Source organism: Bacteroides sp. MSK.20.82 (assembly GCF_019052485.1).
In the GTDB taxonomy this organism is placed as follows: Bacteria; Bacteroidota; Bacteroidia; order Bacteroidales; family Bacteroidaceae; genus Bacteroides; species Bacteroides thetaiotaomicron.
Window position 1 is genome coordinate 1 of sequence record NZ_JAHQUN010000047.1, and the last position, 26941, is coordinate 26941.

The window sequence follows — 26941 nt, forward strand, 5'->3', positions numbered from 1 at the left end:
GTCTCGACACATCAATGCGGACAGTGGAGGCGGCTTCTTTCAAGCCACCGGCCTGGATGATCAGATCCTCAAGTGTCATGTTATCAGCGTAGGGATAGGAATCCGGTTGGGCGACCTCACCGTGAACTGTGACATTGCCACGATCTTCCAGATCGTGAATGCTCGGGATGTAGAGGATGTCATTCTTCATCAGGGCGAGGTTCGGGGAAGTACCGTTCATGATAGACCTGATGTCTATCTGAACAACTTCACTGGTCAAATCCTCACGCTGGCGATAAAGGACGGCACGATTCAGGAAAGCGTCACCGGTCAGGCCCTGGGCTTCATGGACAAGTTCGCGGATCGTGTTCAGTTTACCGCTGAGCTGGTAGATGCCGGGACGATAGACAGCGCCACGGATTTCCAGTTTGTTTGTGAAGCGGTTAAGAATGGCTTCGGCTGTTACAACGTCGCCGTTACGCATTGTGTAGATGCTGTAGTCCATATCCTTGACCGTGTTGACCTCATATTCCTCACCATTCTGACGGACAACACGCAATGAACGGGTGTAGGCATCGGCTTCAAAGCCGCCGGCATATTTGATTAAAGTGGCAAGGTTCTCGTCTTTCTTCATTTCGAAACGCATAGGACGTTTTACCTTGCCGCTGATCTTTACCAAGACATCGTAGGCGGGGACGATAACCACGTCACCTTCCTGAAGGCGGATGTCATCCTGTGTGTTGCCTTTCATGATAAATTCGTAGACGTCGATGGTGGCGATATTCTTTCCGTTGCGTACCAACTGAACGTTTCGGAGGCTGCCGATATCACTCACGCCGCCTGCACGGTAAAGCGCGTGGAAGACGGTAGAGAAGGAAGAAAGAGCGTAGGTACCCGGCTGCACGACTTCTCCCATCACATTGATCTGGATAGTACGGATATTACCCAAAGTCAGACGGATGTCGGAAGTAGGGTCGGTAGTATTGTTCAGACCGTTATAGATCTTATTCAGGGCGCCCTTCAGATAGTCGTTGGCGGCGGAGACTGTCATACCGCTAAGGTTGACAGGACCGATCTTCTGAATATTGATGGTGCCTTCAGGAGAGATCTGCTGGCGGATCGTGTTCTGGCTAGCACCCCAGATATCGATGATGACTTCATCACCGGGACCCAGACGGTAATTGGCAGGAGTGGCAAGGTTGACACTAGGCTCGAACGTCAGGTTGCGGGTATTGAAGATGTTGCGCCCGAAAACCTGATCCTCACGGGCCAAATCTTCCGTAGTCGGATGATCTTCCAGCATGTCGGAAGTATTTTCCTTAGTCTCTTCACGAAGGCGGGACTCGTTGATATCCGTACCCGTGGATTGGGAGGTGTTTACATTGTTCTGCTGCTCATAGAGCTGCTTCACACGCATAGCCTGTTCCTTGGTCACACCTTTACGCGCAAGCTCGGAAGCAAGCTGTTTCTGTTCCTTGCCTTGCCGGATGCCGTCCTTCACATATTCCAGTACCTGTGAGTCACTCATGGACTGGGCCATAAGCGAGCCACTTCCCAGCATAGAACAAAAAAGTAGAATGCTAAAAAGTCGTTGTATTTTCATTGACAAATAAAAAAGTTAGTTGGTTTCACACAGTTCCTGCATACCGTGACAGACGGCAGACAACTGTTGTTTAAGAAGAGATGGGGGAAGAACATCAAGAAGGGTCAGAGAACGCTGCAAGACAGACCGTTTTCTATCCTCGTCTTCCGGATTGGCGTACATCGACACATTATATCCCTGAAGGATGGCCAAACACAGGGTAGCATCCTGCTCCGGTGTCTTCCCCCGTTGTGAATATAAATCGTTTATCTTTTCGTGGATTGATTGTTGTAATGCAGAAAGGTCATCGGTGTATACATACCCATTTTTATCACCGATGTGAAGTAAATGATCTGCCAGATGTTGCAGTTCATCAATATTTTCTTGTAGTAAAAAACTCACCATACCCCTTTTATTCACTTAATGCTTGTTTCACTTATATTTAAACCCTTATTTCTCCAGAGGCTCTACACACCCTACTGGTATATCTACAAAAGCACATCCCAACATAGTTAGACGGACTGCTACTTTCGATTTTCCATTTACTGTAACCAATTCTCCCTGAAGTCCGGATAATGGCCCTTTGATAACCTTAATCTTGGTTCCTGGTGACAAGGGAGTCGTACTCATATTAATCGCCTCGTCCGAATAGTCTAGCATAAATTTAAAGCGGTGCATCTGTCCATCCGGAATGACAGCAGGAGTACTTTCTCCACGCAATACCATATATCGGCTGATAGAGCCCAATGTCAAAACTTCTTTCTGTTCATACATATCGACATGCACAAATATCATCATCGGAAGAAGAACACGCTCGACTACCTTTCGACGATCACTCCATTGATGCACTTCTTGCTGAACAGGAAGGAAGTTTTCAATACCCATTTTAGATAGTCGCTCACTCGTTTTCTTCTCATGAGAAATACGTACTAAAGCCACTAACCAACGTTTATGGTACGCTACGCTCCTGCCAGTCACATCTGCCGGCAGAACTTCTTGAATGTCTTTTTTACTAAAAATCATCTATTTACCCCACACTTATTCGTTATTCTTTAACAAACAGAAACGAATAACGGTGCAAAGATGACCATATTTACCAATATACGCAAATAAAAAACAATAATATTTTCGTTAAACGACCATAATTAGAGGGAAATATCTGTTTGTTTCATTTTCAACACCTATTTATTATACCATTTACGAACAATGAAATATTCAATATTTTCATTGCCCAGCCCTTAAAAAAGAATTAAAAGCTCCACCTCAATCAGAAGATTTTACCATAAAAAGAAAAAAAATAACTATTCTGAGAAAAAAAATAAAGAAAGGATGCAGTATTCTATAAACTGCTGCATTTAACTTATAAACGGGAGAAAAAAAAGAATCAAACCTATATATCATATTAAGACCTGAAACCTGAACTTGACAAGTGGGGAGAAATTAGAGAGAGAGAGTATTTTACAAACGTCCCCAAAAACGAGAACCCCTGCCGACTGTAGAAGCCGGCAGGGGTTTATTTTTACTACTAAGGAGTCCGAAAAGAAAGTAAGACGTTATTCTTTCCAAGCACCTCCGCTTATTTACAATATTTTTTTATAAGTTCATCCACATTCGGATCACCCAGTTCCTTCGCTTTATTGAAGTTTCCGCAAGCTTCGTCCGTCTTCTTCAACTGTATCTGACAAAGGCCCAACAACCGGTATGCTTCCCCATATTTCGGCTCGTCTTTCAGAATTTCATTCAGTATCTTCATGGATTCTTCGTAACGTCCTACACGCAGATTAACCACTGCATGTTCTGCCCGATAAGTCAGATCTTTGGGACTCAATTCAATCGCTTTCACGATATCATCCAATGCACGCTGATATTGGCGGGCTTTCAACGCAGCCTGCTCACGATAATAATAGAAAAGGTCATTGACCTGTCCATTCACAGCCTTATAATAAGCATCATAATCGAGCATTGCATTTCTTGCCTGATCGTTGTTCATATACATCTGTGCACGTTCCAGCAGATAAGGAGCAAAGTTTGCCGTGACAGGCTGCGGACAACGAGCAATGCAACTGTCCATCAATGCCAACACTTCTTTGGCATCTGCCTTCAGCAATTCTTTCGTCTTGGCGGCACTAAAGAATGAGGCTGCTGAAGCCAGATTGCTGGCATTCACCTTCTCATAAGCGGCCAAAGCACCTGCATAGTCCTGCTGTGCAAAAAGTATATCTCCTTCCAACTGCGTATAAACGGGCAAAGGATCGATAGCCATCGCCTGACGGAGATTCTTCAAAGCCGTATCATACGTCCAGTCTTTATAAGTCGTTTCCGGTTTTGAAAGCTGATAACCGTATATCAGCTTGGCGATATTATAATACACATCATCCTTTTTAGCCGCCACCTTCAAGGCTTGATTAAAGTCGGCTACAGCCTTGTCAAAATAAGACTGGTCATCCTTACCTTTTGCTACGTAATAGTTGGCACGACGGATATATCCATCGGTACTGCTGGGGAACTGGCGAATGAAATCGTCCAGCAATTTCTCATATTCATCAGCCGACATCTGCGTGGAAGCCATAAACAGATACACCAATGCCTGATCCTCCGCTTCGGGCAATCCTTTCCGGATACCGATATTCTTCAGAGCAACGTCTCCCAAAGACAGAGCACTAATCTTCTGCGACATTGCAAAAGCTGCCCCTGCCGCATAACAAGTCGTTACCGTATCCGCACCGGAGGACTTCTGTGAAATACCGAACACCTGGCCTTCCGCATTCATCACCGGACAACTCACCATCTTGTCTTTCATCTGCATACTCAAGGTATAGTAATGGTATTCTCCAGCAATCTTCGATACATCCTTCACTTTACCCGAAACGCAGGCAATGCTCTTCTGCGTAGAATAAGGAAGCATCCATGCGTCAGCGCCTGTAACCGGAGCAGTAGTCGCCACTACCAGTGACGGCACTTTCTTCTCGGTGATGGCCACACGAAACTTGATCACATCGTACATATCATCTGCTCCCAAAATCAGGCTGACCGGCATTTGCTTGCCTTCGGCTGTGACAATCACCGCACGCTCAGCCCCTTTGAAGAGACTGTAGTCAGAGAGAGCCAGTCCGTCTTCGGATACGAAAAATCCGTTTCCGGTATTCAGCATCTTGTCATTCTTATCATAAGTTATTACTGAGAAAACAGCACGTTTCGCCTTCTCCACCCATTTCGGGGTTTGCGCCAGACCGCTCTGTACCAAGAGGAAAAGCGCTAAAGGTAAGATTAAAAGTTTCTTCATATCAGTCGTTGTTTCTTTGTTTCACAGCTTCATAAATCAAAATACCGGCAGCTACGGAAACATTCAGAGATTCGATAGTTCCCAGCATCGGTATCTTCACCCATTCGTCACAGAGAGCCAGATGATCATATGATACACCGGTGTCCTCCGCTCCCATGATGATACACATCGGTCCCGTATAATCGGCTTTCGTATAGTCATAATCTCCTTTCTCGGTAGCGGCAACGATACGGAAACCGCTGTCCTTGAGATACTGCAAAGTCGCACGCAGATTCTGTTCGCGGCAGACAGGCAATGTATGCAACGCACCTGCGGAAGTCTTCATGGCATCGGCATTCACCGATACGCTGCCACGCGCAGGAATAATCACCGCATCCACCGCGGCACATTCGCAGGTACGGGCTATCGCACCAAAGTTACGCACATCCGTTATGCCATCCAACATCACAAAAAACGGATTCTTGCCTTGCTCGAATAAGAAAGGAACGAGGTCTTCCGTCTTCTGATAGGTCACAGAGGAAATGAAGGCAACCACACCCTGATGATTCTTCCGTGTGATGCGGTTGATACGTTCCACCGGCACACGCTGAACAGGAATCAGCAATCCTTTCAATGCTGCGAAAAGCTCTTTGGAAAGATCACTTTGAATGTCTTTCTTAACGAGGATCTTATCAATCTCTTTTCCAGCCTGAATGGCCTCTATGACGGCACGGACGCCGAAAATCATTTCACTTTTATCGGTCATTGTAATTTTGAATTATAAATTTTGAATTATGGATTATGAAGTACGGGCCAACAGGGCCTTCGCATTGCTGAGGGCAGCCTCGGTCAATGTGGCTCCGCTCAGCATGTGAGCGATCTCCTCTACCCGTTCTTCATCGGTGAGACGGCGGATATGGCTGTTCGTTTCCGTATCGCTGTCCTTCTTATATACTTTATAATGAGCGCGCCCGCGAGCTGCGATCTGAGGCAGATGTGTGATACTGATCACCTGACGGTTGCAGTCACCCATTTCCTGCATCATATCCGCCATACGGTCGGCTATTTCACCGGAAACTCCGGTATCGATCTCATCAAATACAATCGTAGGCAGTTTCACCGCACCGGCGATCATCGCTTTGATAGAAAGCATCACACGCGCAATTTCACCTCCAGAAGCAACGGAAGATATGCTTTGCAACGTTCCGTTCTTGTTGGCGGAGAACAGGAAGTTGACAGTATCCTCCCCCTGTATGCCCGGTTCTTTCTTCAATCCCATTTCCACTTGGAAGCGGACGTTGGGCATACCCAGCGGGACCAGCCGTTCAGCCAGTTGTTTCTCCACTTCACGGGCGGCTGCCGCACGGGCTTTTGTCAGCACGGTGGCTTGCTTCTTCACCCGTTCATACTGGGCTTCCTTGCGGGCAGTCAGTTCGGCTATGCGATCATCATAAGAGGTGATCTCGGACAACTTACTGCGATATTGGTCTGCCAAGGCCATCAATTCTTCAAGTGTCTGTACCCGATGCTTCTGTTGCAGGGAGTAAATCAGATTCAGACGATCGTTCACTTCGTCCAGACGGGTAGGATTAAACTCGATGGATTCTCCCTGCGCTGAGACTTCCTGCGAAATATCTTTCAGTTCGATGTAGGCACTTTCCATGCGGTCGCTCAGTTCTCCGGCAGGCTGATACACCTTTCTCAGATTATTCAGCGTATTCAGATTATCTTTCAGGAAAGAAAGCAGTCCGCCTTCGTCCGAGAAAAAAGACTGTTCGATGCGGTAAAGCCCCGCTTTGATCTCCTCAGCATGACTCAGAGTTTCCGCCTCCTGCTCCAGTTCACTCTGTTCCCCTTCCACCAGATGAGCTTCCTCCAGTTGTTCCAGCTGGAAACGAAGATAGTCCTCATCCGTCCGGCTTTGCTCGGCAAGTGCCGTCAGCTCGGACAATTCACGGTCGAGCAGCTTCCATTCATTATACAGTAAATGATACTTCTCCAGCGCATCATCGTTATGAGCCAGAATATCGAGTACATTCAGTTGGAAACCTTCTTTATTGAGCAAAAGATTCTGATGCTGCGAATGTACATCGATCAGTTGTTCGCCCAATTCCTTCACCTGTGCCAGCGAAGCAGGCGTATCATTAATGAATGCGCGGCTTTTGCCGGACGCCTGCACTTCGCGCCGCAGGATACATTCCTCGTCGTCGTATTCCAGTTCGTTCTCTTCAAAAAACGGGCGCATACCGTAAGCCGAGATATCAAAACGTGCTTCGATAATACATTTAGAAGCTCCACGACGAATCGCTTTCACATCGGCACGCTGTCCGAGCAGCAGACCGATAGCTCCCAGAATAATCGATTTTCCGGCCCCCGTCTCGCCTGTGATGACCGAGAAGCCTGTTTCAAAACCGATATCCAGTTTTTCTATCAATGCGTAATTCTGAATATAAAGTGAACGTAACACCTTCTGTAAATTAAAAATTAAACCTAAAAAATAAAGATCAGTGAGTCAAGACGGCAATCAGATGGTTGATGATGTCTTGCGCTACTTCCTGTTTGGGCTTCAGAGGATAATCCTCGCGACCTTTGCGATCAATAATGCTAATCTTGTTTGTATCGTGACGGAAGCCGGCTCCCGCGTCATTCAGAGAGTTGAGGACGATAAAGTCAAAGTTTTTACGTTCGAGCTTTCCTTCGGCATTCTGCTGTTCGTTATTTGTTTCGAGGGCAAACCCCACTAACAGTTGATTGTCTTCTTTGATCTTTCCCAGACTTGCAGCAATGTCCTGCGTAGCCTGAAGATGCAAGGTCAGTTCTTCTTCCTTCTCCCGTTTGATCTTTTTGCCGGCCACCGTTTCCGGGCGGAAATCGGCGACTGCCGCACAAAGAATCCCCACGTCGGAAGTCGGGAAACAGGTTTGCGCTGCCTCATACATTTCCTGAGCAGATTCCACATCTATCCGGTGGATACGCGAATGCTGCGTTTTCAGTTGCACCGGTCCGGCGATCAACGTCACCTCTGCCCCACGACGGGCACATTCTTCCGCCAAAGCAAATCCCATCTTACCGGAAGAATAATTGCCGATAAAACGGACCGGATCGATCTTTTCGTAAGTCGGTCCGGCAGTTATCATAATTTTCCTTCCCTGAAGTTCGGCACTCGCAGAGAAAAACTCGTCCAGCACTCGGATAATGTTTTCCGGTTCTTCCATACGCCCTTTGCCGACCAGATGGCTGGCAAGTTCACCCGTTGCGGGCTCAATGATGCGGTTGCCGTAGGAACGCAATATATCCAGATTCTTCTGTGTAGAAGGATGTGCATACATATCGAGGTCCATAGCCGGTGCAATGAATACCGGAGCTTTGGCCGAAAGATAAGTGGTTATCAGCATATTGTCTGCTATCCCGTTCGCCATCTTTCCGATGGTGGAGGCGGTAGCGGGTGCGATCAGCATGGCATCCGCCCACAGACCCAAGTCCACATGGCTGTTCCACGTACCGTCTCGTTGGGCAAAAAACTCGCTGATGACCGGCTTACTGGTCAAAGCCGAAAGAGTGATGGGAGTAATAAATTCTTTTCCCGCCGGAGTAATGACCACCTGCACTTCCGCTCCCTGCTTTATCAGTCCGCGGATAATGTAACAAGCCTTATAAGCAGCGATGCTACCGGTTATTCCAAGAATTATCTTTTTTCCTTTTAGCATTATTTTGTAATCAAATTACTCATTTCACGCAGACGGATTTTAGTCAGCACCGCCTTGGTATTCAACGTGAAATCACTGTTTAAAATCCAGCTGTAGTATCCGGGGTCTTTCTTCAGTACCTCGGCTACAGACATTCCTTTATATTTTCCGAAATTAAATACTTCCACACCATTGTCGTCATACACCATCCGGCCGGCAAAGTCCACATTCTTAGTGAAACTTGAATATTCTGCCAGGAAGGCGATGTCGTTCTGAAGATCCGGATAGCGGTCGAGCTGTGCTTTCAGCACCTCATAAGTGGCACGTGTATCGGCCTCGGCCGTATGGGCGTCTTCCAGACTCTTTTCGCAATAGAACTTATAGGCAGCCGAAAGGGTACGTTGCTCCATCTTGTGGAAAATCACCTGTACATCGACAAACTTGCGCTTCGTCATATCGATATCTACACCGGCACGAAGAAATTCCTCTGCCAATACCGGAATATCGAAGCGATTAGAGTTGAATCCAGCCAAATCGCAGCCTTCAATGTCACGGGCCACATTCTTTGCCACCTCCTTGAAAGTCGGACAGTCCGCTACATCGGCATCATAAATGCCATGTACGGCAGAAGAAGCTTCAGGAATATGCATTTCGGGATTGATACGCATTGTTTTCGTTTCCTCATTCCCGTTAGGATATACTTTCAGATAGCAAATTTCAACGATCCGGTCTGTGTTGATATTGGTTCCCGTTGTCTCCAGATCGAAGAACACAATCGGGTTTTTCAAATTTAATTTCATTTCTTTCTTTAATGGATAATGGATTATGGAGAATTGATAATGGATAGGAAACATAAAAAATGGATAACTCCTGAACACTGACAGCGCAGCTCATTATCCATTATCCATTTTCAATTTTCCATTAAATAACTAATCGTTCAGCATCATCGGCATCAGCAGCATCAGCAAGTCTTCATTTTCTTCCTGTTCTACCGGCACAATGACTCCGGCACGCGACGGATCGGCAAGTTCGATTACCACTTCATCGGCCGAAATATTGTTCAGGATATCGATGAGGAAAGTAGATTTGAATCCGATGCTCATAGCGGCACCCGAATATTGGCAAACTTGTGTTTCTTCGGCAGAAGTGGAGAAATCGATGTCCTGTGCGGAAATCACAATCTGATTCTCCTGCATACGCAGCTTGATCAAACTGCTTGCCTGTGAAGAAAAGATAGACACGCGGCGCAAAGCTCCGATCAGTTGCTGACGGTCTACAGTCACTTTATGAGGGTTGTTCTGCGGAATTACCGAGTTGTAGTTCGGATAGCGTCCTTCGATCAGACGGCAGACCATGCGGTAGCTTTCCAGCATAAACACAGCGTTGCGTTCGTCAAATTCGATGGTTACTGTTCCCTGTTCTTTCGGAAGCAGGTTTTTCAGCAATGTAGCGGGTTTCTTCGGAAGGATGAACGCGGCACGTTCGTTTCCTTTGGCAGCCAGCGTTTTGCAACGTACCAGCTTATGACCGTCCGATGCCACCATCGTGATGTCTTCTGTTGTAATATCGAAATATATACCGTTCATTACCGGACGGAGTTCGTCGTCGGCAGTTGCGAATACCGAACGGTTGATACCACCCAGCAGTACACCTGCTTCCATCTCCACGCGGACTGCATTTTCGCCCAGCACAGCCGACTGCGGAAATTCGTCAGCATTCTGTCCCATCAGACTATACTTTCCGTTCTGATACTGCACTGTGATTTCATAATTGTCCGTGTTGATGTCAAATGTCAACGGTTGTTCCGGAATTTCTTTCAGTGCATCAAGCAATGTTTTCGCTACTACGGCAAAACGCCCGTTTGTATCGCTTTCATTTACCTCAACGGTTGTCACCATGGTCGTTTCACTGTCAGAAACAGTCACAGACAATGTTCCGTCTTCCAATTCGAAGAGAAAACAATCGAGAATAGGCAGCGCATTCTTAGAGTTAATTACACGACTGATAGCCTGTAAATGGCTGGAAAGAGCAGTACTTGAAACGATAAATTTCATATATTTTCGAGTATTTAAGTTTTGAATTATATATCGCACAAAGTTACGAAAAAAGATTCGTGCTGCCCAAGAAAACGAAAGAAAAAACAAGCATTGTGTGAGGGATATTCCTAAAAAATTGTAACTTCGCCGCAGAATTTAAAATTATCGCAATGGAATTTACAGGAAAAATCATCGCTATCCTCCCTCCGAGAGGTGGAGTTTCAAAGACTAGCGGCAACGAGTGGAAATCACAAGAGTTCGTAATCGAAAACCATGACCAATATCCGCGCAAAATGTGTTTCGACGTATTTGGCGCCGACAAAATCGAACAGTTCAACATTCAGATGGGCGAAGAACTGACCGTATCATTCGACGTTGACGCCCGTCAATGGAACGACCGTTGGTTCAACAGTATCCGTGCATGGAAAGTTGAACGTGTAGGCGCAGGTGCTCCTATGGCTCCGGGTGCTCCCGTTCCTCCCCCGGCTCCGTCTGCTACCCCGGATTTCACGATGGGTGACGCAAAAGACGACCTGCCGTTCTAAGAATTAAAAACAATCTGCATAAAAAACTCCCGATGGAACTATTTCTGTCGGGAGTTTTTTTTATGACTGTCCCCTGAGGTAACCGGACACCGAGCTGAAGTGAATTCACCTCGGGGCCAATGCGGATTCAGCAGCGAGCTGAAAAGGACTGAGCAGCAAGGCGAAAGGAATTGAGCAGCGAGCTGAAGGAGATTGAGCAGCGAGACGAAGGAGATTGGACAGCGAGACGGAAAAGCCCCCATGAAGGTATGCCAAAAGTCAATAGTAACTAAACTCTCCTCCTTCAGGAAGGAGGAGTACCCGTAGGGGGAGGTGGTAGGTGAATACATAATCCTATCATTTACAAAGAAATAGAAATAAACATTATTTCTCCTACCACCTCGGTCTGCGACCATTCCTCCTTCCCGAAGGAGGAGAATAGAGATAGAATCGATTTTTTAGCCCCCACTTTAGTTCTTTTGACACCCCTTCATGAATTCTCTCAAAGGCATCTTACGGAATGGAATAAAAAGTGAATCAGCGGCGGCAAAATTCTCTATCTTTTTTCTTATTAATTCTATTTCTTTAGAATAGAATTATATACTCTTCTCTACTCTACTGGTTTCCATTCGGTTTTCGCGCCCTGCCAGAAGGCGTTTCAGAGCTTTTAGTTTCGCAAATTAAGAGCTATTTTTCCCCTCTATTTTCGCCAGTTTTTTTCTTCGAATTCTATTCGGATTTATACTTCAAAACAATGTTGGGATAGACCATCCCGTCCGCACAAGTAAACTGCGCAAAAAGAATGAAATTACGGAAAAATTCGGAGTTGCGGAGAAAGAATTCCGGCACGTAATGAACCTGATGTCCGGACTGTTCGAGCACGTGTCCAAAGTCCGCCATCAACATGAAATGATACGAATCGGACAATCCGTCCGTCCCCGCCCGATAAGCCAAAGCGCCGTCAAGCACTTCGTCATTATCCAGCTGGCGGATATATCGTGACAAACTATCTTCATCGGGGGCAAGCAGTAAACGTCCGCCATAAAATGTAGCGAAAACATGCAAGGACGGCTCTACAAAACTGGTTAGTTGCGTAAACAACGTTGTTTGAGGCAACCTGTACACAGGGTATGCTTTAGAGGGAGTATAACAAAAAGTTATACGTGAATTCCGGCCTGTTCCTTCCTCTGCCGGAGCCGTATTTACCAAAGAGCGCAACATCCTTTCCGCCTCAGCCACATCCATCACCGAGAGACTTAAAACAGCCGCAGGCCCCATCAGAGAGTCTTCCCGCTGGAAAAGACAAGCCACCAAATCCTGCCCCGTATTCTCTGCCAGATAACGTGACAATTCCCGATCCCGATTCAGCACTTCACTCGTTCTGCCTGCCGTCGCATATTCCTGCGTACCGCCATAGGAAAGCAGGGATGCCCAGTCCGTAATGCCCTGTTTACTGAAATAAAAAGCAGTGGAAGGCAGTGTCTCGCCCGGAAATCCTTTGACAGATTCCTGCTGGCGGATTACATTTATAAAGTTAAAACAAGTATCTACATAATGGCTGACTCCGGAGAAATAAATGAAATCATCCTTCAGCTTCATATCAAACTCCGTCCATCCCATCATTCCTGCCAGACGAGTGTAGACGGTAGCAACAGTCGGACTTTTCTTCGGCGCCCGCACTTCTTTAAAAGCAGAGTCGGCAGCCAGCGACTTGCCGGTTTTGCGGATATCTATCACCTCCTCTATCAGCTTTTTCTGACAACTGAGCACCAGAAAGTCTTCCGTCAGATAGCAGGCGAGAAAATCACCGTCCGCCATCGGATAGATAATGATATCTTCACCCTTATAATCGAATGTTTTCGAAGGATAGCCCGACGAAACATATTTCTGCACAAAACGGTCGATCAGCGCACGGTCTCCATTCCCCAACCGGCAGTAAAGCACCTGATTACGATCATTGTCCGGCTCATGGAAACTGATCAGCATCTGATTCATTTGCCTGCTCAGACCGTGAGGAGCATCTTCGAGAAGAGAATAAAGATATTGTTTCAGATAAGAAAAGAGTTTGGAAACATAAAGATACTGGTGATCCCGACTACAGGTCAGCTCATCCACTTCCATTACAAATTCGGCTACATCTTCCGTCGCAAACACTGCTGAAACAGAGGACGGAACCAAGGTATAGAGATCAAAATCCTTCTGATCCTCGGCAGCCGACAACCTAAAAAAAGAGTACAACGCAAAACCTGAGCACAAAAGTACAACAGAAGAAGTGATCGCTATTTTCACTATCGTACGAAGTTTCATAATATTTGCTGTTTATCGGCTAGGGGCAAAAATAATAATTTCTACAAAGAAAACAAAACTTTTGCTAAAAAAATCACCAATAATCAGAAAATGATTTCCATTCCGTCATATGTAAGGTGAATATTTTCAGGAAGCTCCTTCTCTACCTTCTTGTGCAGCCCCATATCATGACTCATGTGGATGAAGTATGTCTCCTTTGCCCGAATACGTTCTGCCACCTTCAATGCCTCCTCCAGATTCTGGTGAGTAGGATGAGGAGCGATACGAAGCGCATTCATAATCAGAACATCTATCCCTTCCAATTGTTCATACGATTCTTCGGGCATGGTCAGCATATCCGTGATATACCCCAGCCTGCCGATACGGTAGCCCAAAATCGGCAGCCGACCGTGCATCACCCGCAAAGGCACCACTTCCGTATGGTGGATGGAAAAGGCGTGCCCGACCTCAATTTCCTGCAAGGGAATATCAGGAACACCGGGATAACGGTGATCGACAAAACAATAAGGCATCCGCAAACGCAATGCGCGTGCCACATATTCTTCGGCATAGATAGGAACCGCCCCGAAGCGGCAAAACGGACGCAAATCATCCAGCCCGCCCACGTGGTCATAATGTTCGTGCGTAATGAGCACACCGTCTATCTTCTCAAAAGGAAGGTGTAACACCTGCGCCCGAAAATCGGGCCCGCAGTCTATAAGTATCCGCGCATCTTCCGTCTCAACGATTGCAGACGCACGCAGACGATTATCCTTCGGATCGGCAGAAGTGCAGACCGGACAGGTGCATCCAATCTGAGGAACTCCCGTCGATGTTCCGCTTCCAAGTATTCTTACTTTCATTTCCCAACCAAATTTACTTCCGGATGAATGTCTATGCCGAATTTCGCACGAACAGAAGCCCGTACCGCATCCGAAAGCGCAAGGATGTCGCTGCCTTTCGCTCCGCCCCGATTAACGAGCACCAAGGCCTGCTTGTCATGCACTGCCGCCGGACCTAATGCTTTTCCTTTCCAGCCACACTGATCAATCATCCATCCTGCCGGAATCTTCACTCGTCCGTCATTCAGTTCGTAGAAGGGGATTCGGGGAAATTCCTGCTGCAAGGCTTCCAGTTTTTCGCGCGGAACGATGGGATTCATAAAGAAACTACCGGCATTTCCCATCACTTTCGGGTCGGGCAATTTGCTTTCACGGATATCGATAATCACTTTCCGGAGTACCGGCAAGGTCAGTTCGGGATACTGTTCGAGTTCCTGACGGATGGTGCCGTAATCTAATGTATAACGTTCTTCCTTGCTGAGCCGGAAGCAGACATAAGTCACAAATACGGATTTATTCTCCGGACGTTTGAAAATGCTGTCGCGGTAGGCATAGCCACATTCATCTACAGCATAAACACGCTCCTCACCGTGAATGTTCACTGTTTCGACAGAGGTGATCAAGTCTTTCACTTCCACACCATAGGCACCGATATTCTGCACGGCACTCGCTCCCACTTCACCGGGAATAAGGGAGAGATTTTCCGTTCCATACCAGCCATGCTCTACACAATATCCTACAAAATCATCCCAAACCACGCCTGCTCCTACCCGCACGGCTACACTCCGTTCATCCTCTTCCGTCACCTCGATCCCTTCGATGCGGGAATGTAAGACCAGCCCTTCATAGTCTTTGACAAAAAGCAGGTTGCTTCCGCCGCCTATATGCAAAAAAGGTGTCGTAAGGGCACCTTGAGCTATCAATGTCTTCAGTTCTTCTACCGAAGCATATTCCTGAAACCGTTCGGCATAGACATCAATGCCGAACGTATTGTGTGATAAAAGAGAATACATATCTTCCGTTTTTTCGTTGTTAAATACTGGTATCTTCAAACTTATACAGTTGCCATTCGCCTGCTTTCCGCCTGAAATATAGAATATTAGAGAAGCCGTTTCCGATTCCCTTCAAGGCGAGAATCTTTGTCGGCGAGTTATCATCATTCCGCTGTCCGTAATTGATATTTGAAAGGCGGTCTGTAGGCAATGCTGGCTTGAAAGCAAACCACTGGTTCAAATCAAGAGAAGTCTCTAGAATAGAGAAGTCATCGTCCGGATCTGAGGTGACAAAAGCCAGAGGCTCCTGCACACGCCGGCTTTGAAAAAGGCTGTCGGCAGCAAAATGACTGAAAAACTCCACAAAGTCTTCATTTTCATTCCGCTCAACAGGGCGCAGATTGATAGCCTCCAGTATCCATGCCCCTTTGATACGCTCAAAATAATACTTTTTCACCATTCGGGTTTTCACGAATATCCATTCCACCTGAACGGAGGTCAGTGAGGTGTCCCCCACCAAATCCATGTCTTCTTCTTTATCAAACAGGAGCGTATAATAATGCTGTTTGGTAAATAAGTCATCATGCTTCCAGTTGCGTTCTTCGATATTGGTTTTCTCATCTCCCTTGTAATAGGGCAACGGAAACTTGACACGCTGACGCTGCAAGGCATCATCGGAAGCAAAATTATAGATAAAATCGTCGAAAGATTCGTCCGCTTCTGTCGGTTTGGGCTCTTCCGGCAATTCCTCCTGATGGATCGAATCGGCTTTGTGCCGGATAGAATCCACCTCTTGAGTGATAGATGCAAAGGGGTCGATGTTCGTTTTCTTGTTTCCACAGGAACCAAGGATAGTGAGCACCAGAACCCCCGCAATTAGTTTTTTCATTTTTTCAGTTTCTCTCTTAGCTTTTCAAGCATATCTACCGTCATGCTTTCCAGATCGTAAGCCGGCTTCCACCCCCACTCCTCGCGGGCGCAAGTGTCATCCAGACTATCGGGCCAGCTGTCCGCTATGCGCTGCTTCAAAGGATCTACATCATAGATCATCTCGAACGCGGGCACATGCTTCTTGATGGCATGGAAAATCGTCTCAGGGTCGAAACTCATAGAGGCGATATTGAAAGCGTTGCGGTGTATCAGCTTGGTCGGATCTGCTTCCATCAGCATGATTGCTGCGTTCAGCGCGTCCGGCATATACATCATATCCATTAAAGTGCCTTCTTTGATAGGGCACACAAATTTTTCTCCTCTTACTGCCGAATAATAAATATCGACAGCATAATCGGTGGTTCCTCCTCCCGGAGGGGTCACGTTCGAAATGATGCCCGGGAAACGGACAGCACGTGTGTCAACACCGTATTTGTTAAAATAGTAGTCACTCAGCAACTCTGTCGTTACCTTGGTGACTCCATACATAGTACGGGGACGCTGGATAGTATCCTGTGGTGTCTGTGTATGAGGCGTGCTTGCACCGAACGATCCGATAGAACTGGGGGTAAATACCGCACATCCCTGCTCACGCGCCACTTCCAAAACATTCCACAGTCCGTCAATACCAATTTTCCAGGCTAGCTTCGGCTTGGACTCAGCCACCACCGATAGCAGTGCAGCCAAATTATATATGGTATCAATGTGGTATTCCTTCACCACCGATTCAATCATTTCACCATTCGTTACATCGACAACTGCCGACGGTCCCGACTCTTTTAACTCTCCTTTGGGCTCTGCACCCTGGATGTAACCTGCTACTACGTTTGTGTTTCCATAACGCCTGCGTAACTCCATCGTCAACTCGGATCCTATTTGTCCGGTGGCTCCAATAATCAAAATGTGTTTCATTTTTCCTTTTAAATAAAAGTGTTAAGCTAAATAGTGCGCAAAGTAAGCACTTTTTTTTCAGATTTAAATCAAAAAGATATTGTTTATTCCAAGAAAAATCGTGTCCTTTGCACCATTAACTTAATCACTCAAACATTATGTACGGTAAAATGAAAGAACACCTCAGCCAGACACTGGCTGAAATTAAGGAAGCCGGACTTTACAAAGAAGAACGACTGATCGAAAGTGCGCAGCAAGCTGCCATCACTGTAAAAGGAAAAGAAGTGCTGAATTTCTGCGCCAACAACTATCTGGGACTGTCCAATCACCCCCGTCTGATTAAAGCTTCTCAAGAAATGATGGAGCGCCGTGGATTTGGTATGTCATCTGTCCGCTTCATCTGCGGAACGCAAGATATACATAAGGAACTGGAAGCTGCTATCTCTGATTATTTCCAGACAGAAGACACCATTCTGTATGCAGCCTGTTTCGACGCCAACGGAGGTGTGTTCGAACCGCTTTTCAGCGAAGAAGACGCCATCATCTCGGACTCTCTGAACCATGCTTCTATCATCGACGGCGTACGTCTTTGCAAAGCGAAACGCTATCGCTATGCCAACGCGGATATGAAGGATCTGGAAAGATGCTTGCAAGAAGCTCAGGCACAACGTTTCCGTATCGTTGTTACCGACGGTGTATTCTCTATGGACGGAAATGTAGCACCTATGGATCAGATCTGTGACCTGGCCGAGAAATATGATGCACTCGTAATGGTGGACGAATCGCACTCTGCAGGTGTGGTTGGCGCTACGGGCCACGGCGTCAGCGAACTGTACAAGACTTACGGACGCGTAGACATCTATACGGGAACACTGGGCAAGGCTTTCGGAGGCGCATTGGGAGGATTTACCACCGGCCGCAAGGAGATCATCGACTTACTGCGTCAGCGCAGCCGTCCTTATCTGTTCTCCAACTCGTTGGCTCCGGGTATCATCGGTGCAAGTCTCGAAGTATTCAAGATGCTGAAAGAAAGCAATGCGCTGCATGACAAGCTGGTAGAGAATGTAAACTATTTCCGTGACCAAATGACAGCTGCCGGATTTGACATCAAACCGACACAAAGTGCCATCTGCGCCGTTATGTTGTATGATGCCAAACTCTCTCAGATTTATGCCGCACGCATGCAGGAAGAAGGCATTTATGTGACGGGATTCTATTATCCGGTCGTTCCGAAAGAACAGGCACGTATCCGTGTACAAATCTCTGCCGGACACGAGAAAGCACACCTCGACAAATGTATCGCTGCTTTTATTAAGGTTGGCAAAGAACTGGGAACCTTGAAATAAGTAATAAGTAATAGGTAATAGGTAATAATCGTAGCTGCCGGTAGCTTTACCCGCATGACCTATTACTTATTACCTATTACTTATTACCTATTATTTATTACCTATTACCTATTTTTCAAGATGGAAGAACTTACGCTCACTACTCCTGCTTTGCTTTTTTCGGCTGTTTCGCTGATTTTGCTGGCTTATACCAATCGTTTTTTATCGTATGCGCAGCTGGTGCGACAGTTGCGGGACCGCTATATGGAAAATCCTACGGATATCACGGTAGCACAAATCGAGAATTTGAGGAAACGGTTGAATCTGACACGCACGATGCAGGGACTGGGGATAGCAAGCCTCTTTTTCTGTGTAGTCAGTATGTTTCTTATTTACATCGGACTGCAGTTGTTATCGGTTTATGTATTCGGACTGGCATTGATACTGTTAATCGCTTCTTTGGGTGTATCCTTCCGCGAAATACAGATTTCTACCCGCTCGCTGGAGATTTATCTGGGAGCTATGGAAAAAGGAAAGATAAAGAAATAGCCCGGCAGGGAAGTTGATAAGTAAGATAAAAAAAGAAGCTGTCTGAATATAAACCCAAACAGCTTCTCTTATATAATTTTCTATTTTTCAGATCATTATCAGCGTTGTCCCAGTTGTGAATCAACAAAGAAAATACCGGTATCACCAGCTTTCTTGATTTTATCCACAATTCCCTGTGCAGTAGCTTCTTCTTCTACCTGTTCGCGGACAAATCCCCACAAGAAATCCTGAGTAGCTTTATCTTTTTCAGCAGCAGCCACATCTACCAGCTTGTCTACCAATGCAGATACATGGCATTCGTGTTTGTAAACGTGTTCAAACACTTCCAGCGGAGTACCCCAGCCATTGGGAACCACATCAATCTTGTCAACTATAGCAGTTCCGCCACGTTTGATGATGTAATCGGCCATTGCATAAGCATGTCCCATTTCTTCCTGAGATTGTTTCTTCATCCAATGTGCAAAGCCACTGAAACCTTCTTTCTCAAAGTAGAAAGACATTGCCAGATACAGGTTAGAAGACCACATTTCAGCAGTGATCTGCTCATTGATTGCTTTCTGTAATTTTTCTGAAATCATAATCGTATATTTTTATTAAGTTGTTAATGTAGTTTTCTTTTGAACTCATTACAAAAATAACAAGATTTCAGTTAAAATTGTTCCAAGCTCCCTGCATTTTTAAACTACATTCACATTTTATTTACACCAGCTCGTCCGAAGTGTATCCTTTCGGCAGTTCACGGCAGTTGTATCCGGATGCCATAATCTCACCGTAGGCACCTGCGGAACGAAGTGCAATCAGGTCCCCCCGCTTCACTTTGTTCAGGTCAATCGCTTTACCGAAAACGTCTGATGATTCACAGATCGGGCCTACTACGTCATAAGCCTCTACGGGTTCTTCCGAAGTAATGTTTTCCATCTTGTGATAAGCCTGATACAAAGCCGGACGAATCAGGTCTGTCATACCTGCATCGAGGATGGCAAATTTCTTCTTCGTTCCCTGCTTTACATACAGCACTTTGGATATCAGAGAGCCGCACTGTCCTACCACCGCACGTCCCAGTTCGAAGTGCAGCGTCTGGTAAGGACGCAGTTTCAGTTGTCCGGCATAGGTAGCAAAGTAGCTTTTGAAGTCCGGAACGGACTGGCGGTTCGGATGACCGTAGTCAATGCCCAGACCTCCTCCTACATTGATATGCTCTACCAGGATGCGGCGTGCTTCGAGCTTGTCCTGCAATTCATTCACCCGATTACAGAGAGCAATGAAATCACCCATATCCAATATCTGCGAACCGATATGGAAGTGCAGACCGATGAATTTTACATTCTTCATTTCCAAAGCCACATCGATCACCCTGTCCATGTCCTGCATACTGATACCGAATTTGTTTTCAGCCAGACCGGTGGTGATATTGGCGTGCGTATGCGCCCCGACATCCGGATTGATACGGAAAGCGACATTAGCGATCTTATTTTGAGCGGCAGCCAGTTCGTTGATGACTTCCAGTTCGGGGATAGACTCTACATTGAAACAGAAGATGCCATATTCCAGTCCGAGGTTGATCTCCCAATCCGCTTTCCCGACTCCGGCAAAAACGATTTTATTGGCAGGGAATCCGGCACGGACAGCGGCACGGATTTCTCCGCCACTCACGCAGTCTGCTCCCATTCCGCTTTCACGGATAATGGTAAGTACTTTCGGATTGGCATTCGCCTTCACGGCATAATGTACGGAATAGCTAGGATATTTGGCAACCTCTTGGTTAATAGCCGACAATGTATCACGCAGCACTTTCGTATCATAATAATAGAAAGGTGTCTGCAAAGTACGGAATTTATCGATTGGAAATATTCCTTTCATAATTCAAGAAACTTGTTTAGTTAGTTAAAAAGAGCGCTTTTATCAGTATCAATAAAAGCGCTCGTATTATTTGTGGAATTATTTGTTGTTGAAAAGCATATCGCTCAGCGACTGCAACGCCGTCTTCTTATCGCAATCCCGGATAAGGAAGGAAATGTTGTAGTTACTTCCTCCAAAGGAAATCATTCGTACAGGTATATCCCGCATCGCATCAAGCGCTTTAGCTTCGAAACCGACATTCTCCCATTCCAGGTCACCTACTACACAGATAATACACATATCCTTGTCAACAGTGACAGTACCGTATTTTTTCAGGTCGTCCAGAATCTCGTTCAGATGCTTGGTGTTGTCTATTGTAACAGATACACCGACCTCTGAAGTACAGATCATGTCAATAGAAGTCTGATAGCTTTCAAAGATCTCGAATACTTTACGCAGGAAACCATGAGCAAGCAACATACGGCTTGATTTGATCTTGATAGCTGTAATATTGTTTTTGGCAGCTACGGCTTTAATCTTACCTTTCTCCGTGTCATTAGAAATTAGTGTTCCGGGAGCATCCGGGTCCATTGTATTCAGCAGACGTACAGGTATATTGGCATATTTAGCAGGCTGGATGCAAGTCGGGTGCAGGATTTTTGCACCGAAGTAAGCCAGCTCGGCTGCTTCTTCGAAATGCAGCTGACGAACCGGCGCTGTCTTGTCCACAATGCGCGGGTCGTTATTGTGCATACCGTCGATGTCCGTCCATATCTGGATTTCGGAAGCCTTTACGGCAGCACCGATCAAGGATGCGGTGTAATCGCTGCCACCACGCTGCAGGTTGTCTATCTCACCGTAAGCATTGCGGCAGATGAAACCTTGTGTGATGTAAATCTCCATATCCGGATACAATTCCAGTTGTGTCTGCAGTTTCTCCTTAATATATACAGGGTCCGGTTCCGCGTTCTTGTCAGTACGCATGAATTCCAAAGCCGGAAGCAATACGGACTTCACACCGCATTCCTGCAGGTAGAAGTTGACCATAGCCGTAGAAATAAGCTCTCCCTGTGCCAAAACCACTTTCTCTTCGAACAAAGTGAAAAGGTCTTTAGTATAGGAGCGGATGTAGTCGAAGTGAGACTTGATGACTTCCAAACCTTTCTGTTTATATTCCTGAGTTGCAAAAAGCTCATCAACGTGCTGTTTATATTTTGATTCCAGCTTATTGATAATCTCGTTGGCACCCTCCGGATTCTTCTTATACAGATAGTCCGAAATTTCCACCAATGTATTTGTTGTTCCTGACATTGCAGAAAGGACAACAATCTTCTGTTCACCATCGGTAATCAATTTGGCTACTTCCTTCATCCGCTGAGCAGAACCCACGGAAGTTCCTCCAAACTTTAAAACTTTCATTTTCGTTACTGTTTTAGTTATCTATATTTAAATCTATTTCTATTGTTCTCTGTCTGGGCATGTATTCGTCTGTCACATCCGTTATACGATGTTCGGAACAGCGGTATACACTGCCGGGATATTCTTTCAGCAATTGCAGATTGTGCGTTGTCATCACTACCGACGAACCGGATTCGCAGATGTTGTGCAACAATTCAACGATGGACTTGCCTGTTTCCACATCCAGATTTCCGGTCGGCTCGTCTGCCAGGATAATAGCCGGAGAATTGAGCACGGCACGTGCGATAACGATGCGTTGCTGTTCGCCGCCGGAAAGTTCGTTGGGGAGTTTATAGCCCTTGTTGGACATTCCCACGAGGTCGAGCACTTCCTCTATTCTTTCCTGAATTTCCCGTTTGTTCTTCCAGCCAGTGGCACGAAGCACAAATTCCAGATTGTTGTAAACGGTACGGTCCGTCAGCAGCTGAAAGTCCTGAAACACAATTCCCAGCTTTCTTCTCAACTGAGGGATATGCTTGCGTTTGATTGAACGCATATTATAGCCCAGCACTTCCGCTTCGCCGTCGATTACGTCCAGTTCGCCGTAAAAGGTTTTGAGCAGGCTCGTTTTCCCCGAACCTACCTTCCCGATCAGATAGACGAACTCTCCTTTGTGCAATTCCAGATTGACATCGCTCAGTACACAGAGTTCCTGTTGATGGATTTCTACGTTTTTATATTGAATTAATGCTTCTTCCATGTACTGCTATGTCTTTCCTGCAATTCGCGTGCAAGGTCTTCGATCCGATAGCCTTTTGAAGTTAATAATACAATCATGTGATAAATCAGGTCGGCTCCTTCATAGATCAGACGTTCGTTTGTTCCATTCGTAGCTTCGATCACTGTTTCGACAGCTTCCTCACCTACTTTCTGAGCGATCTTGTTGATTCCGGATTCGAACAGGCTGGTGGTGTAAGAACCTTGGGGCATTTCTTCGTGACGTTTGTCAATGAAATCCTGCAATGCTTTCAGGAACATAACCGGTTCTTCGTTTTTCTCACCCCAGCAAGTATCTGTGCCTGTATGACAAACAGGACCTGCCGGATCTGCCTGGATCAACAGGGTATCGTTGTCACAATCCGCTTTGATAGATACCACATGAAGGAAGTTGCCGCTTTCTTCTCCTTTCGTCCAAAGACGATTTTTGGTACGGCTGAAGAAAGTTACTTTTCCGGTTTCCACCGTTTTATCGTAGGCTTCCTTGTTCATGAAGCCCAGCATCAAGACTTTGCGTGTCTCGTTGTCCTGTATGATAGCCGGAACAAGTCCGTTCATCTTATCGAAATCCAATTCCATCTTATATTAAGTTCTAATTACTATTTCAATTTACTATACCGTTTGTGTGAGCCCATGCCGCCTCACCCTCTGATGGTTATTCCTTCGCCGCAAAGATACGATTTTAATTCGGGAATTTTAATTTCTCCGAAATGAAAAACGCTGGCAGCCAACGCCGCATCTGCTTTTCCTACTAAAAAAGCATCACGGAAGTGTTCTTTCAGCCCTGCCCCGCCCGAAGCGATCACGGGAATAGAGAGTTGATCGGCCAAGGAAGCAAGCGCTTCGTTCGCATAACCGGTCTTCACCCCATCATGGTTCATGCTCGTAAACAGGATTTCGCCTGCTCCACGCTCCTGAGCCTCTTTGGTCCATGCCAGCAATTCTTTATCGGTTTCGATACGCCCGCCGTTCAGGTAACACTTCCATCCGTTTTCTGTTTGCTTGGCATCTACCGCCAGAACGCAAACCTGAGAACCGAAGTTCTTGGCAATGTCATCAATCAGCTGAGGGTTGCGAATGGCGGAAGAATTGATCGAGATCTTATCCGCTCCGGCATTCAGCAGGCGATCTACATCGCTCAATTCATTGATGCCACCGCCCACGGTAAACGGGATATTGATATTGGCAGCAATCCGCTTTACCAATTCCGTGAAAGTCTTACGTCCTTCATGACTTGCAGTAATATCCAGAAACACAAGTTCATCTGCTCCTTGTTCGCTGTAAGCCCGCCCCAGCTCTACCGGATCACCGGCCTGGCGCAAATTGACAAAGTTCGTTCCTTTTACGGTCTGTCCGTCTTTTATATCCAGACAGGGTATGATTCTTTTTGCTAACACAATTCTATCTTATTTACTATTTGACAATTTAGATTCTACTAATCCGAGAACCTGCTTCCTTATTTTTCATTATAACAGGGTGCTTCCTTTCATTTTAGCACTCCTGATTATAAAAATATACGCAAATCTTTCAATGTTATATGCCCTTCGTACAATGCTTTACCGAAAATGACTCCGGGAACTCCGGCTTCATTCAAGGCGATTATGTCATCCACATTGCTCACTCCGCCACTAGCCATCAGGTAGAGATTCGGAAACTTCTCCAGCATTTCTTTATACAAATCTATAGAAGGACCTTTCAGCATTCCATCACAACTAATATCAGTACAAATAACTTTCTGAATACCTTTATTTATATAGTCTTCGAGAAATGGGAAAAGCTCGCAGGCGCTTTCGTCTTTCCAGCCGTTTACAGCAATCTTATGTTCCTTGACGTCTGCTCCGAGGATTATTTTCTCACTGCCATATACTTCCAGCCAATGGCAGAACAGCTCCGGATCTTTCACGGCAACGCTTCCGCCTGTCACCATCTGAGCACCGCTTTCAAAAGCTATTTTCAAATCTTCGTCACTCTTTACTCCACCGCCAAAATCTACTACTAAAGAGGTACGCGTAGCAATCTGCTCCAATACCCGATGGTTAACTACGTGGTGAGAAGCGGCTCCGTCCAGATCTACCACATGAAGCCTGCGAACCCCGTTCGCTTCAAACTCCTTGGCTACTTCCACCGGATTTTCGTTATAGACCTTCTTACTATCGTAATCTCCCTGAGAAAGGCGTACACATTTCCCGTCAATAATATCAATGGCTGGAATAATTTCTATCATCTGTTTATATACAATTTGATCATTTACGATTTACTATTTTAGCTGTTCACTCCATCTTCTTATGCCTGTCCTTTTCTTCTTCTCCGAAAAGCCGGAAATAGTTTATTATAAACGATGACCGAGTTTATTATAAACTATAGCGGAGTTTATTATAAACTGTTGCAACGTTTATTAGAGATCCAGAAAGTTCCTCAGAATCCTTTCACCTGTCTTCCCGCTTTTCTCCGGATGGAACTGGGTGGCATAAAAGTTATCTTTATGCAATGCCGCGCTGAACGGATGGATATAATCGGTTTCAGCAGCAGTGAAGTCACAAACCGGCACATAGAAACTGTGTACAAAGTAGACAAACTCTTCTTCGGTGAATCCTTCGAACAGTTTGCTGTTTGTCTTACCAATCGTATTCCAGCCCATATGCGGCACTTTATCTTCATGCTTCTGCGGAACAAAACGTTTCACGTCTACATCAAAGATATTCAGGCAGTCCACCTCACCTTCTTCGGAATGCCGGCACATCAGCTGCATACCGAGGCAAATTCCGAACACAGGCTGACGCAGATTCTTGATCAGCTCGTCGAGCCCTGTTGCTTTCAGGTGATTCATGGTAGTTCCCGCCTCTCCTACTCCGGGGAAAATCACTTTATCGGCAGATTGAAGTATTTCTTTATCGGCAGTAATCACTGCTTCTACTCCCAACCGCTTCAGAGCATAGTCCACAGAACGGATATTCCCGGCATTGTATTTTACAACTGCTACTTTCATCAGCTAAATATTACTGTTTTATTTTTATAAGCCAAAATCTTACGTTCGATATGCTTTTGTACCGCACGCGAAAGAACAATTTTTTCCAGGTCCTTTCCTTTATTTACAAGATCTTCTATAGAGTCCTTATGTGTAATGCGTACTACATCCTGCTCGATGATCGGACCTGCATCCAGCTCAGTCGTTACATAATGGCTGGTCGCACCGATAATTTTCACTCCACGCTGGAATGCGGCATGATAAGGTTTTGCCCCCACAAATGCCGGTAGGAAGGAATGATGGATATTGATAATCTTATTCGGATACGCATTGATCATCTGTTCGGAAATCACTTGCATATAACGTGCCAACACGATGAATGTAATTTTATGTTTGGCAAGCAATTCCATTTCTTTGCGTTCCTGTTCTTCTTTGGTCTCCTTGGTGATGGGGAACAAATAGAAAGGAATACCGAAACGCTCTGCCACGTGCTGCAAGTCCGGATGGTTGCTTATAATAAGAGGTATCTCCACGTTCCACTCTCCTGCCGTGTAGCGAGCCAACATATCGAACAGGCAATGAGACATTTTAGAAACGAATATAGCCATACGCGGTTTCACATCCGAGAAATAAAGACGGAAATCCATTTCATACTTCTGCCCATATAGCGTTCTGAAATAATCTTCAATCTTTTCCTGCGGAACCAGAAAATCTTTCAATTCCCATTCTATACGCATGAAGAAGATGTTCTCCACATGGTCTACATACTGATCCAGATAGATAATATTTCCTTTGTTTACCGTAATAAAGTCTGTCACTTCCGCGAGGATTCCCGGTTTGTCGGGACAGTGCAATAACAGTTTGGCTGTAGTCATCATTCTTTTTACTAATTTACTATTCCGGGCGGAAATTCTTCCACCTATCTAATTTTAGTGCGCAAAAATAACGATTTATTGCAAAACTACGAATTATTCAAGCAGAAAGTTGATATAAAAACGGTGATTTCTTACAGATAGAAAGATATCCAAGACTATTTCCAAAGAAGAAGATGACAAACTTCAGGATAGTGACACTATCG

26 protein-coding genes are annotated in these 26941 nt (G+C 45.8%); 3 read left to right on the top strand and 23 right to left on the bottom strand.

The window, feature by feature from the left end; genetic code table 11:
- From KTR07_RS23145 to dnaN, 9 genes are all read right to left on the bottom strand, one after another.
- The coding region (locus KTR07_RS23145; RefSeq protein ID WP_217315516.1) for an SLBB domain-containing protein at window positions 1-1582 on the bottom strand (1582 nt) is incomplete at its 3' end.
- A 15-nt stretch (window positions 1583-1597) separates the two neighbouring features.
- Window positions 1598-1966: a UpxZ family transcription anti-terminator antagonist gene (locus tag KTR07_RS23150; protein ID WP_117981460.1), complete on the bottom strand. Its 369-nt coding sequence runs from the start codon at window positions 1964-1966 to the stop codon at window positions 1598-1600.
- A 45-nt stretch (window positions 1967-2011) separates the two neighbouring features.
- A complete protein-coding gene (locus KTR07_RS23155; RefSeq protein WP_117981461.1) occupies window positions 2012-2584 on the bottom strand; it encodes a UpxY family transcription antiterminator in 573 nt (190 codons plus the stop codon).
- A gap of 553 nt (window positions 2585-3137) precedes the next feature.
- The gene (locus tag KTR07_RS23160) at window positions 3138-4844 is read right to left on the bottom strand and encodes a serine protease (protein WP_117981462.1); all 1707 of its coding nucleotides are present in this window, start codon (window positions 4842-4844) and stop codon (window positions 3138-3140) included.
- 1 nt (window position 4845) lies between these two features.
- Window positions 4846-5589, bottom strand: a complete 744-nt coding sequence (gene rlmB, locus KTR07_RS23165) for a 23S rRNA (guanosine(2251)-2'-O)-methyltransferase RlmB (protein WP_008762416.1) — start codon at window positions 5587-5589, stop codon at window positions 4846-4848.
- A 33-nt stretch (window positions 5590-5622) separates the two neighbouring features.
- On the bottom strand, window positions 5623-7290 hold the full coding sequence (recN, locus tag KTR07_RS23170; protein ID WP_011107738.1) for a DNA repair protein RecN: 1668 nt from the start codon (window positions 7288-7290) through the stop codon (window positions 5623-5625).
- A 37-nt stretch (window positions 7291-7327) separates the two neighbouring features.
- Window positions 7328-8530 carry a bifunctional phosphopantothenoylcysteine decarboxylase/phosphopantothenate--cysteine ligase CoaBC gene (gene coaBC / locus KTR07_RS23175; RefSeq protein ID WP_016267211.1) on the bottom strand — a complete coding sequence of 401 codons (1203 nt, stop codon included), beginning with the start codon at window positions 8528-8530 and terminating at the stop codon, window positions 7328-7330.
- Entirely contained in the window at window positions 8530-9309 is a 780-nt protein-coding gene (locus KTR07_RS23180; RefSeq protein WP_008762413.1) for a 3'-5' exonuclease, read from the bottom strand. The genes coaBC and KTR07_RS23180 overlap by 1 nt, the downstream gene beginning before the upstream one ends.
- Window positions 9310-9438: 129 nt before the next feature.
- A complete protein-coding gene (dnaN, locus tag KTR07_RS23185) occupies window positions 9439-10563 on the bottom strand; it encodes a DNA polymerase III subunit beta (RefSeq protein ID WP_117981463.1) in 1125 nt (374 codons plus the stop codon).
- Between the two features lie 152 nt (window positions 10564-10715).
- On the opposite strand from dnaN, the gene KTR07_RS23190 reads away from it, so the two are divergent.
- The gene (locus tag KTR07_RS23190) at window positions 10716-11090 is read left to right on the top strand and encodes a DUF3127 domain-containing protein (RefSeq protein ID WP_008764919.1); all 375 of its coding nucleotides are present in this window, start codon (window positions 10716-10718) and stop codon (window positions 11088-11090) included.
- 708 nt (window positions 11091-11798) lie between these two features.
- On the opposite strand, the gene KTR07_RS23195 is transcribed toward KTR07_RS23190, so the two are convergent.
- The 5 genes from KTR07_RS23195 to KTR07_RS23215 form a co-directional block, all read right to left on the bottom strand.
- Complete coding sequence (locus tag KTR07_RS23195) at window positions 11799-13376, bottom strand: DUF3352 domain-containing protein (RefSeq protein ID WP_113748368.1); 1578 nt, start codon at window positions 13374-13376, stop codon at window positions 11799-11801.
- Between the two features lie 83 nt (window positions 13377-13459).
- Window positions 13460-14218, bottom strand: a complete 759-nt coding sequence (locus tag KTR07_RS23200) for an MBL fold metallo-hydrolase (protein WP_011107742.1) — start codon at window positions 14216-14218, stop codon at window positions 13460-13462.
- A complete protein-coding gene (gene murB / locus KTR07_RS23205; RefSeq protein ID WP_008762408.1) occupies window positions 14215-15210 on the bottom strand; it encodes a UDP-N-acetylmuramate dehydrogenase in 996 nt (331 codons plus the stop codon). Before murB ends, KTR07_RS23200 begins: the two co-directional genes overlap by 4 nt.
- Before the next feature lie 19 nt (window positions 15211-15229).
- Window positions 15230-16078 carry a DUF4348 domain-containing protein gene (locus KTR07_RS23210; protein WP_008762407.1) on the bottom strand — a complete coding sequence of 283 codons (849 nt, stop codon included), beginning with the start codon at window positions 16076-16078 and terminating at the stop codon, window positions 15230-15232.
- A complete protein-coding gene (locus tag KTR07_RS23215; RefSeq protein ID WP_008762406.1) occupies window positions 16075-17031 on the bottom strand; it encodes an NAD-dependent epimerase/dehydratase family protein in 957 nt (318 codons plus the stop codon). Before KTR07_RS23215 ends, KTR07_RS23210 begins: the two co-directional genes overlap by 4 nt.
- A 137-nt stretch (window positions 17032-17168) precedes the next feature.
- Here KTR07_RS23215 and kbl point away from each other — a divergent pair, with 137 nt between their 5' ends.
- Together kbl and KTR07_RS23225 are read left to right on the top strand one after the other, a co-directional pair.
- On the top strand, window positions 17169-18356 hold the full coding sequence (gene kbl / locus KTR07_RS23220) for a glycine C-acetyltransferase (protein ID WP_008762405.1): 1188 nt from the start codon (window positions 17169-17171) through the stop codon (window positions 18354-18356).
- A gap of 120 nt (window positions 18357-18476) precedes the next feature.
- Window positions 18477-18884 carry a DUF2721 domain-containing protein gene (locus KTR07_RS23225; RefSeq protein WP_008762404.1) on the top strand — a complete coding sequence of 136 codons (408 nt, stop codon included), beginning with the start codon at window positions 18477-18479 and terminating at the stop codon, window positions 18882-18884.
- Between the two features lie 98 nt (window positions 18885-18982).
- Here the strand turns inward: KTR07_RS23225 and KTR07_RS23230 are convergent, their stop codons facing one another.
- From KTR07_RS23230 to purU, 9 genes are all read right to left on the bottom strand, one after another.
- Window positions 18983-19462, bottom strand: a complete 480-nt coding sequence (locus KTR07_RS23230) for a ferritin (protein ID WP_008762403.1) — start codon at window positions 19460-19462, stop codon at window positions 18983-18985.
- Window positions 19463-19583: 121 nt separating this feature from the next.
- Window positions 19584-20744, bottom strand: a complete 1161-nt coding sequence (gene lysA / locus KTR07_RS23235) for a diaminopimelate decarboxylase (RefSeq protein WP_008762402.1) — start codon at window positions 20742-20744, stop codon at window positions 19584-19586.
- 78 nt (window positions 20745-20822) lie between these two features.
- Complete coding sequence (locus KTR07_RS23240) at window positions 20823-22142, bottom strand: aspartate kinase (RefSeq protein WP_008764912.1); 1320 nt, start codon at window positions 22140-22142, stop codon at window positions 20823-20825.
- A gap of 13 nt (window positions 22143-22155) precedes the next feature.
- On the bottom strand, window positions 22156-22881 hold the full coding sequence (locus KTR07_RS23245) for a cell division ATP-binding protein FtsE (RefSeq protein ID WP_008762400.1): 726 nt from the start codon (window positions 22879-22881) through the stop codon (window positions 22156-22158).
- Window positions 22866-23477 carry a bifunctional phosphoribosyl-AMP cyclohydrolase/phosphoribosyl-ATP diphosphatase HisIE gene (gene hisIE, locus KTR07_RS23250; RefSeq protein WP_008762399.1) on the bottom strand — a complete coding sequence of 204 codons (612 nt, stop codon included), beginning with the start codon at window positions 23475-23477 and terminating at the stop codon, window positions 22866-22868. Before hisIE ends, KTR07_RS23245 begins: the two co-directional genes overlap by 16 nt.
- 62 nt (window positions 23478-23539) lie before the next feature.
- Complete coding sequence (hisF, locus tag KTR07_RS23255; protein ID WP_008762398.1) at window positions 23540-24295, bottom strand: imidazole glycerol phosphate synthase subunit HisF; 756 nt, start codon at window positions 24293-24295, stop codon at window positions 23540-23542.
- Window positions 24296-24402: 107 nt separating this feature from the next.
- Window positions 24403-25122 (bottom strand): 1-(5-phosphoribosyl)-5-[(5-phosphoribosylamino)methylideneamino]imidazole-4-carboxamide isomerase, encoded by a 720-nt coding sequence (gene hisA / locus KTR07_RS23260; RefSeq protein ID WP_055299432.1) that lies wholly within the window; start codon window positions 25120-25122, stop codon window positions 24403-24405.
- A gap of 171 nt (window positions 25123-25293) precedes the next feature.
- On the bottom strand, window positions 25294-25884 hold the full coding sequence (hisH, locus tag KTR07_RS23265; RefSeq protein WP_016267206.1) for an imidazole glycerol phosphate synthase subunit HisH: 591 nt from the start codon (window positions 25882-25884) through the stop codon (window positions 25294-25296).
- Window positions 25884-26741, bottom strand: a complete 858-nt coding sequence (gene purU, locus KTR07_RS23270) for a formyltetrahydrofolate deformylase (RefSeq protein ID WP_008762395.1) — start codon at window positions 26739-26741, stop codon at window positions 25884-25886. The genes hisH and purU overlap by 1 nt, the downstream gene beginning before the upstream one ends.
- Window positions 26742-26941 lie beyond the last annotated feature (200 nt).

Excerpts from the sequence above, each read along its gene's own strand:
- KTR07_RS23150 (WP_117981460.1), bottom strand. The coding sequence starts at position 1,966 with ATGGTGAGTTTTTTACTACAAGAAAATATTGATGAACTGCAACATCTG.
- KTR07_RS23155 (WP_117981461.1), bottom strand. The coding sequence starts at position 2,584 with ATGATTTTTAGTAAAAAAGACATTCAAGAAGTTCTGCCGGCAGATGTG.
- KTR07_RS23160 (WP_117981462.1), bottom strand. The coding sequence starts at position 4,844 with ATGAAGAAACTTTTAATCTTACCTTTAGCGCTTTTCCTCTTGGTACAG.
- rlmB (WP_008762416.1), bottom strand. The coding sequence starts at position 5,589 with ATGACCGATAAAAGTGAAATGATTTTCGGCGTCCGTGCCGTCATAGAG.
- coaBC (WP_016267211.1), bottom strand. The coding sequence starts at position 8,530 with ATGCTAAAAGGAAAAAAGATAATTCTTGGAATAACCGGTAGCATCGCT.
- KTR07_RS23180 (WP_008762413.1), bottom strand. The coding sequence starts at position 9,309 with ATGAAATTAAATTTGAAAAACCCGATTGTGTTCTTCGATCTGGAGACA.
- dnaN (WP_117981463.1), bottom strand. The coding sequence starts at position 10,563 with ATGAAATTTATCGTTTCAAGTACTGCTCTTTCCAGCCATTTACAGGCT.
- KTR07_RS23190 (WP_008764919.1), top strand. The coding sequence starts at position 10,716 with ATGGAATTTACAGGAAAAATCATCGCTATCCTCCCTCCGAGAGGTGGA.
- KTR07_RS23195 (WP_113748368.1), bottom strand. The coding sequence starts at position 13,376 with ATGAAACTTCGTACGATAGTGAAAATAGCGATCACTTCTTCTGTTGTA.
- KTR07_RS23200 (WP_011107742.1), bottom strand. The coding sequence starts at position 14,218 with ATGAAAGTAAGAATACTTGGAAGCGGAACATCGACGGGAGTTCCTCAG.
- murB (WP_008762408.1), bottom strand. The coding sequence starts at position 15,210 with ATGTATTCTCTTTTATCACACAATACGTTCGGCATTGATGTCTATGCC.
- KTR07_RS23210 (WP_008762407.1), bottom strand. The coding sequence starts at position 16,078 with ATGAAAAAACTAATTGCGGGGGTTCTGGTGCTCACTATCCTTGGTTCC.
- KTR07_RS23215 (WP_008762406.1), bottom strand. The coding sequence starts at position 17,031 with ATGAAACACATTTTGATTATTGGAGCCACCGGACAAATAGGATCCGAG.
- kbl (WP_008762405.1), top strand. The coding sequence starts at position 17,169 with ATGTACGGTAAAATGAAAGAACACCTCAGCCAGACACTGGCTGAAATT.
- KTR07_RS23225 (WP_008762404.1), top strand. The coding sequence starts at position 18,477 with ATGGAAGAACTTACGCTCACTACTCCTGCTTTGCTTTTTTCGGCTGTT.
- KTR07_RS23230 (WP_008762403.1), bottom strand. The coding sequence starts at position 19,462 with ATGATTTCAGAAAAATTACAGAAAGCAATCAATGAGCAGATCACTGCT.
- lysA (WP_008762402.1), bottom strand. The coding sequence starts at position 20,744 with ATGAAAGGAATATTTCCAATCGATAAATTCCGTACTTTGCAGACACCT.
- KTR07_RS23240 (WP_008764912.1), bottom strand. The coding sequence starts at position 22,142 with ATGAAAGTTTTAAAGTTTGGAGGAACTTCCGTGGGTTCTGCTCAGCGG.
- KTR07_RS23245 (WP_008762400.1), bottom strand. The coding sequence starts at position 22,881 with ATGGAAGAAGCATTAATTCAATATAAAAACGTAGAAATCCATCAACAG.
- hisIE (WP_008762399.1), bottom strand. The coding sequence starts at position 23,477 with ATGGAATTGGATTTCGATAAGATGAACGGACTTGTTCCGGCTATCATA.
- hisA (WP_055299432.1), bottom strand. The coding sequence starts at position 25,122 with ATGATAGAAATTATTCCAGCCATTGATATTATTGACGGGAAATGTGTA.
- hisH (WP_016267206.1), bottom strand. The coding sequence starts at position 25,884 with ATGAAAGTAGCAGTTGTAAAATACAATGCCGGGAATATCCGTTCTGTG.
- purU (WP_008762395.1), bottom strand. The coding sequence starts at position 26,741 with ATGATGACTACAGCCAAACTGTTATTGCACTGTCCCGACAAACCGGGA.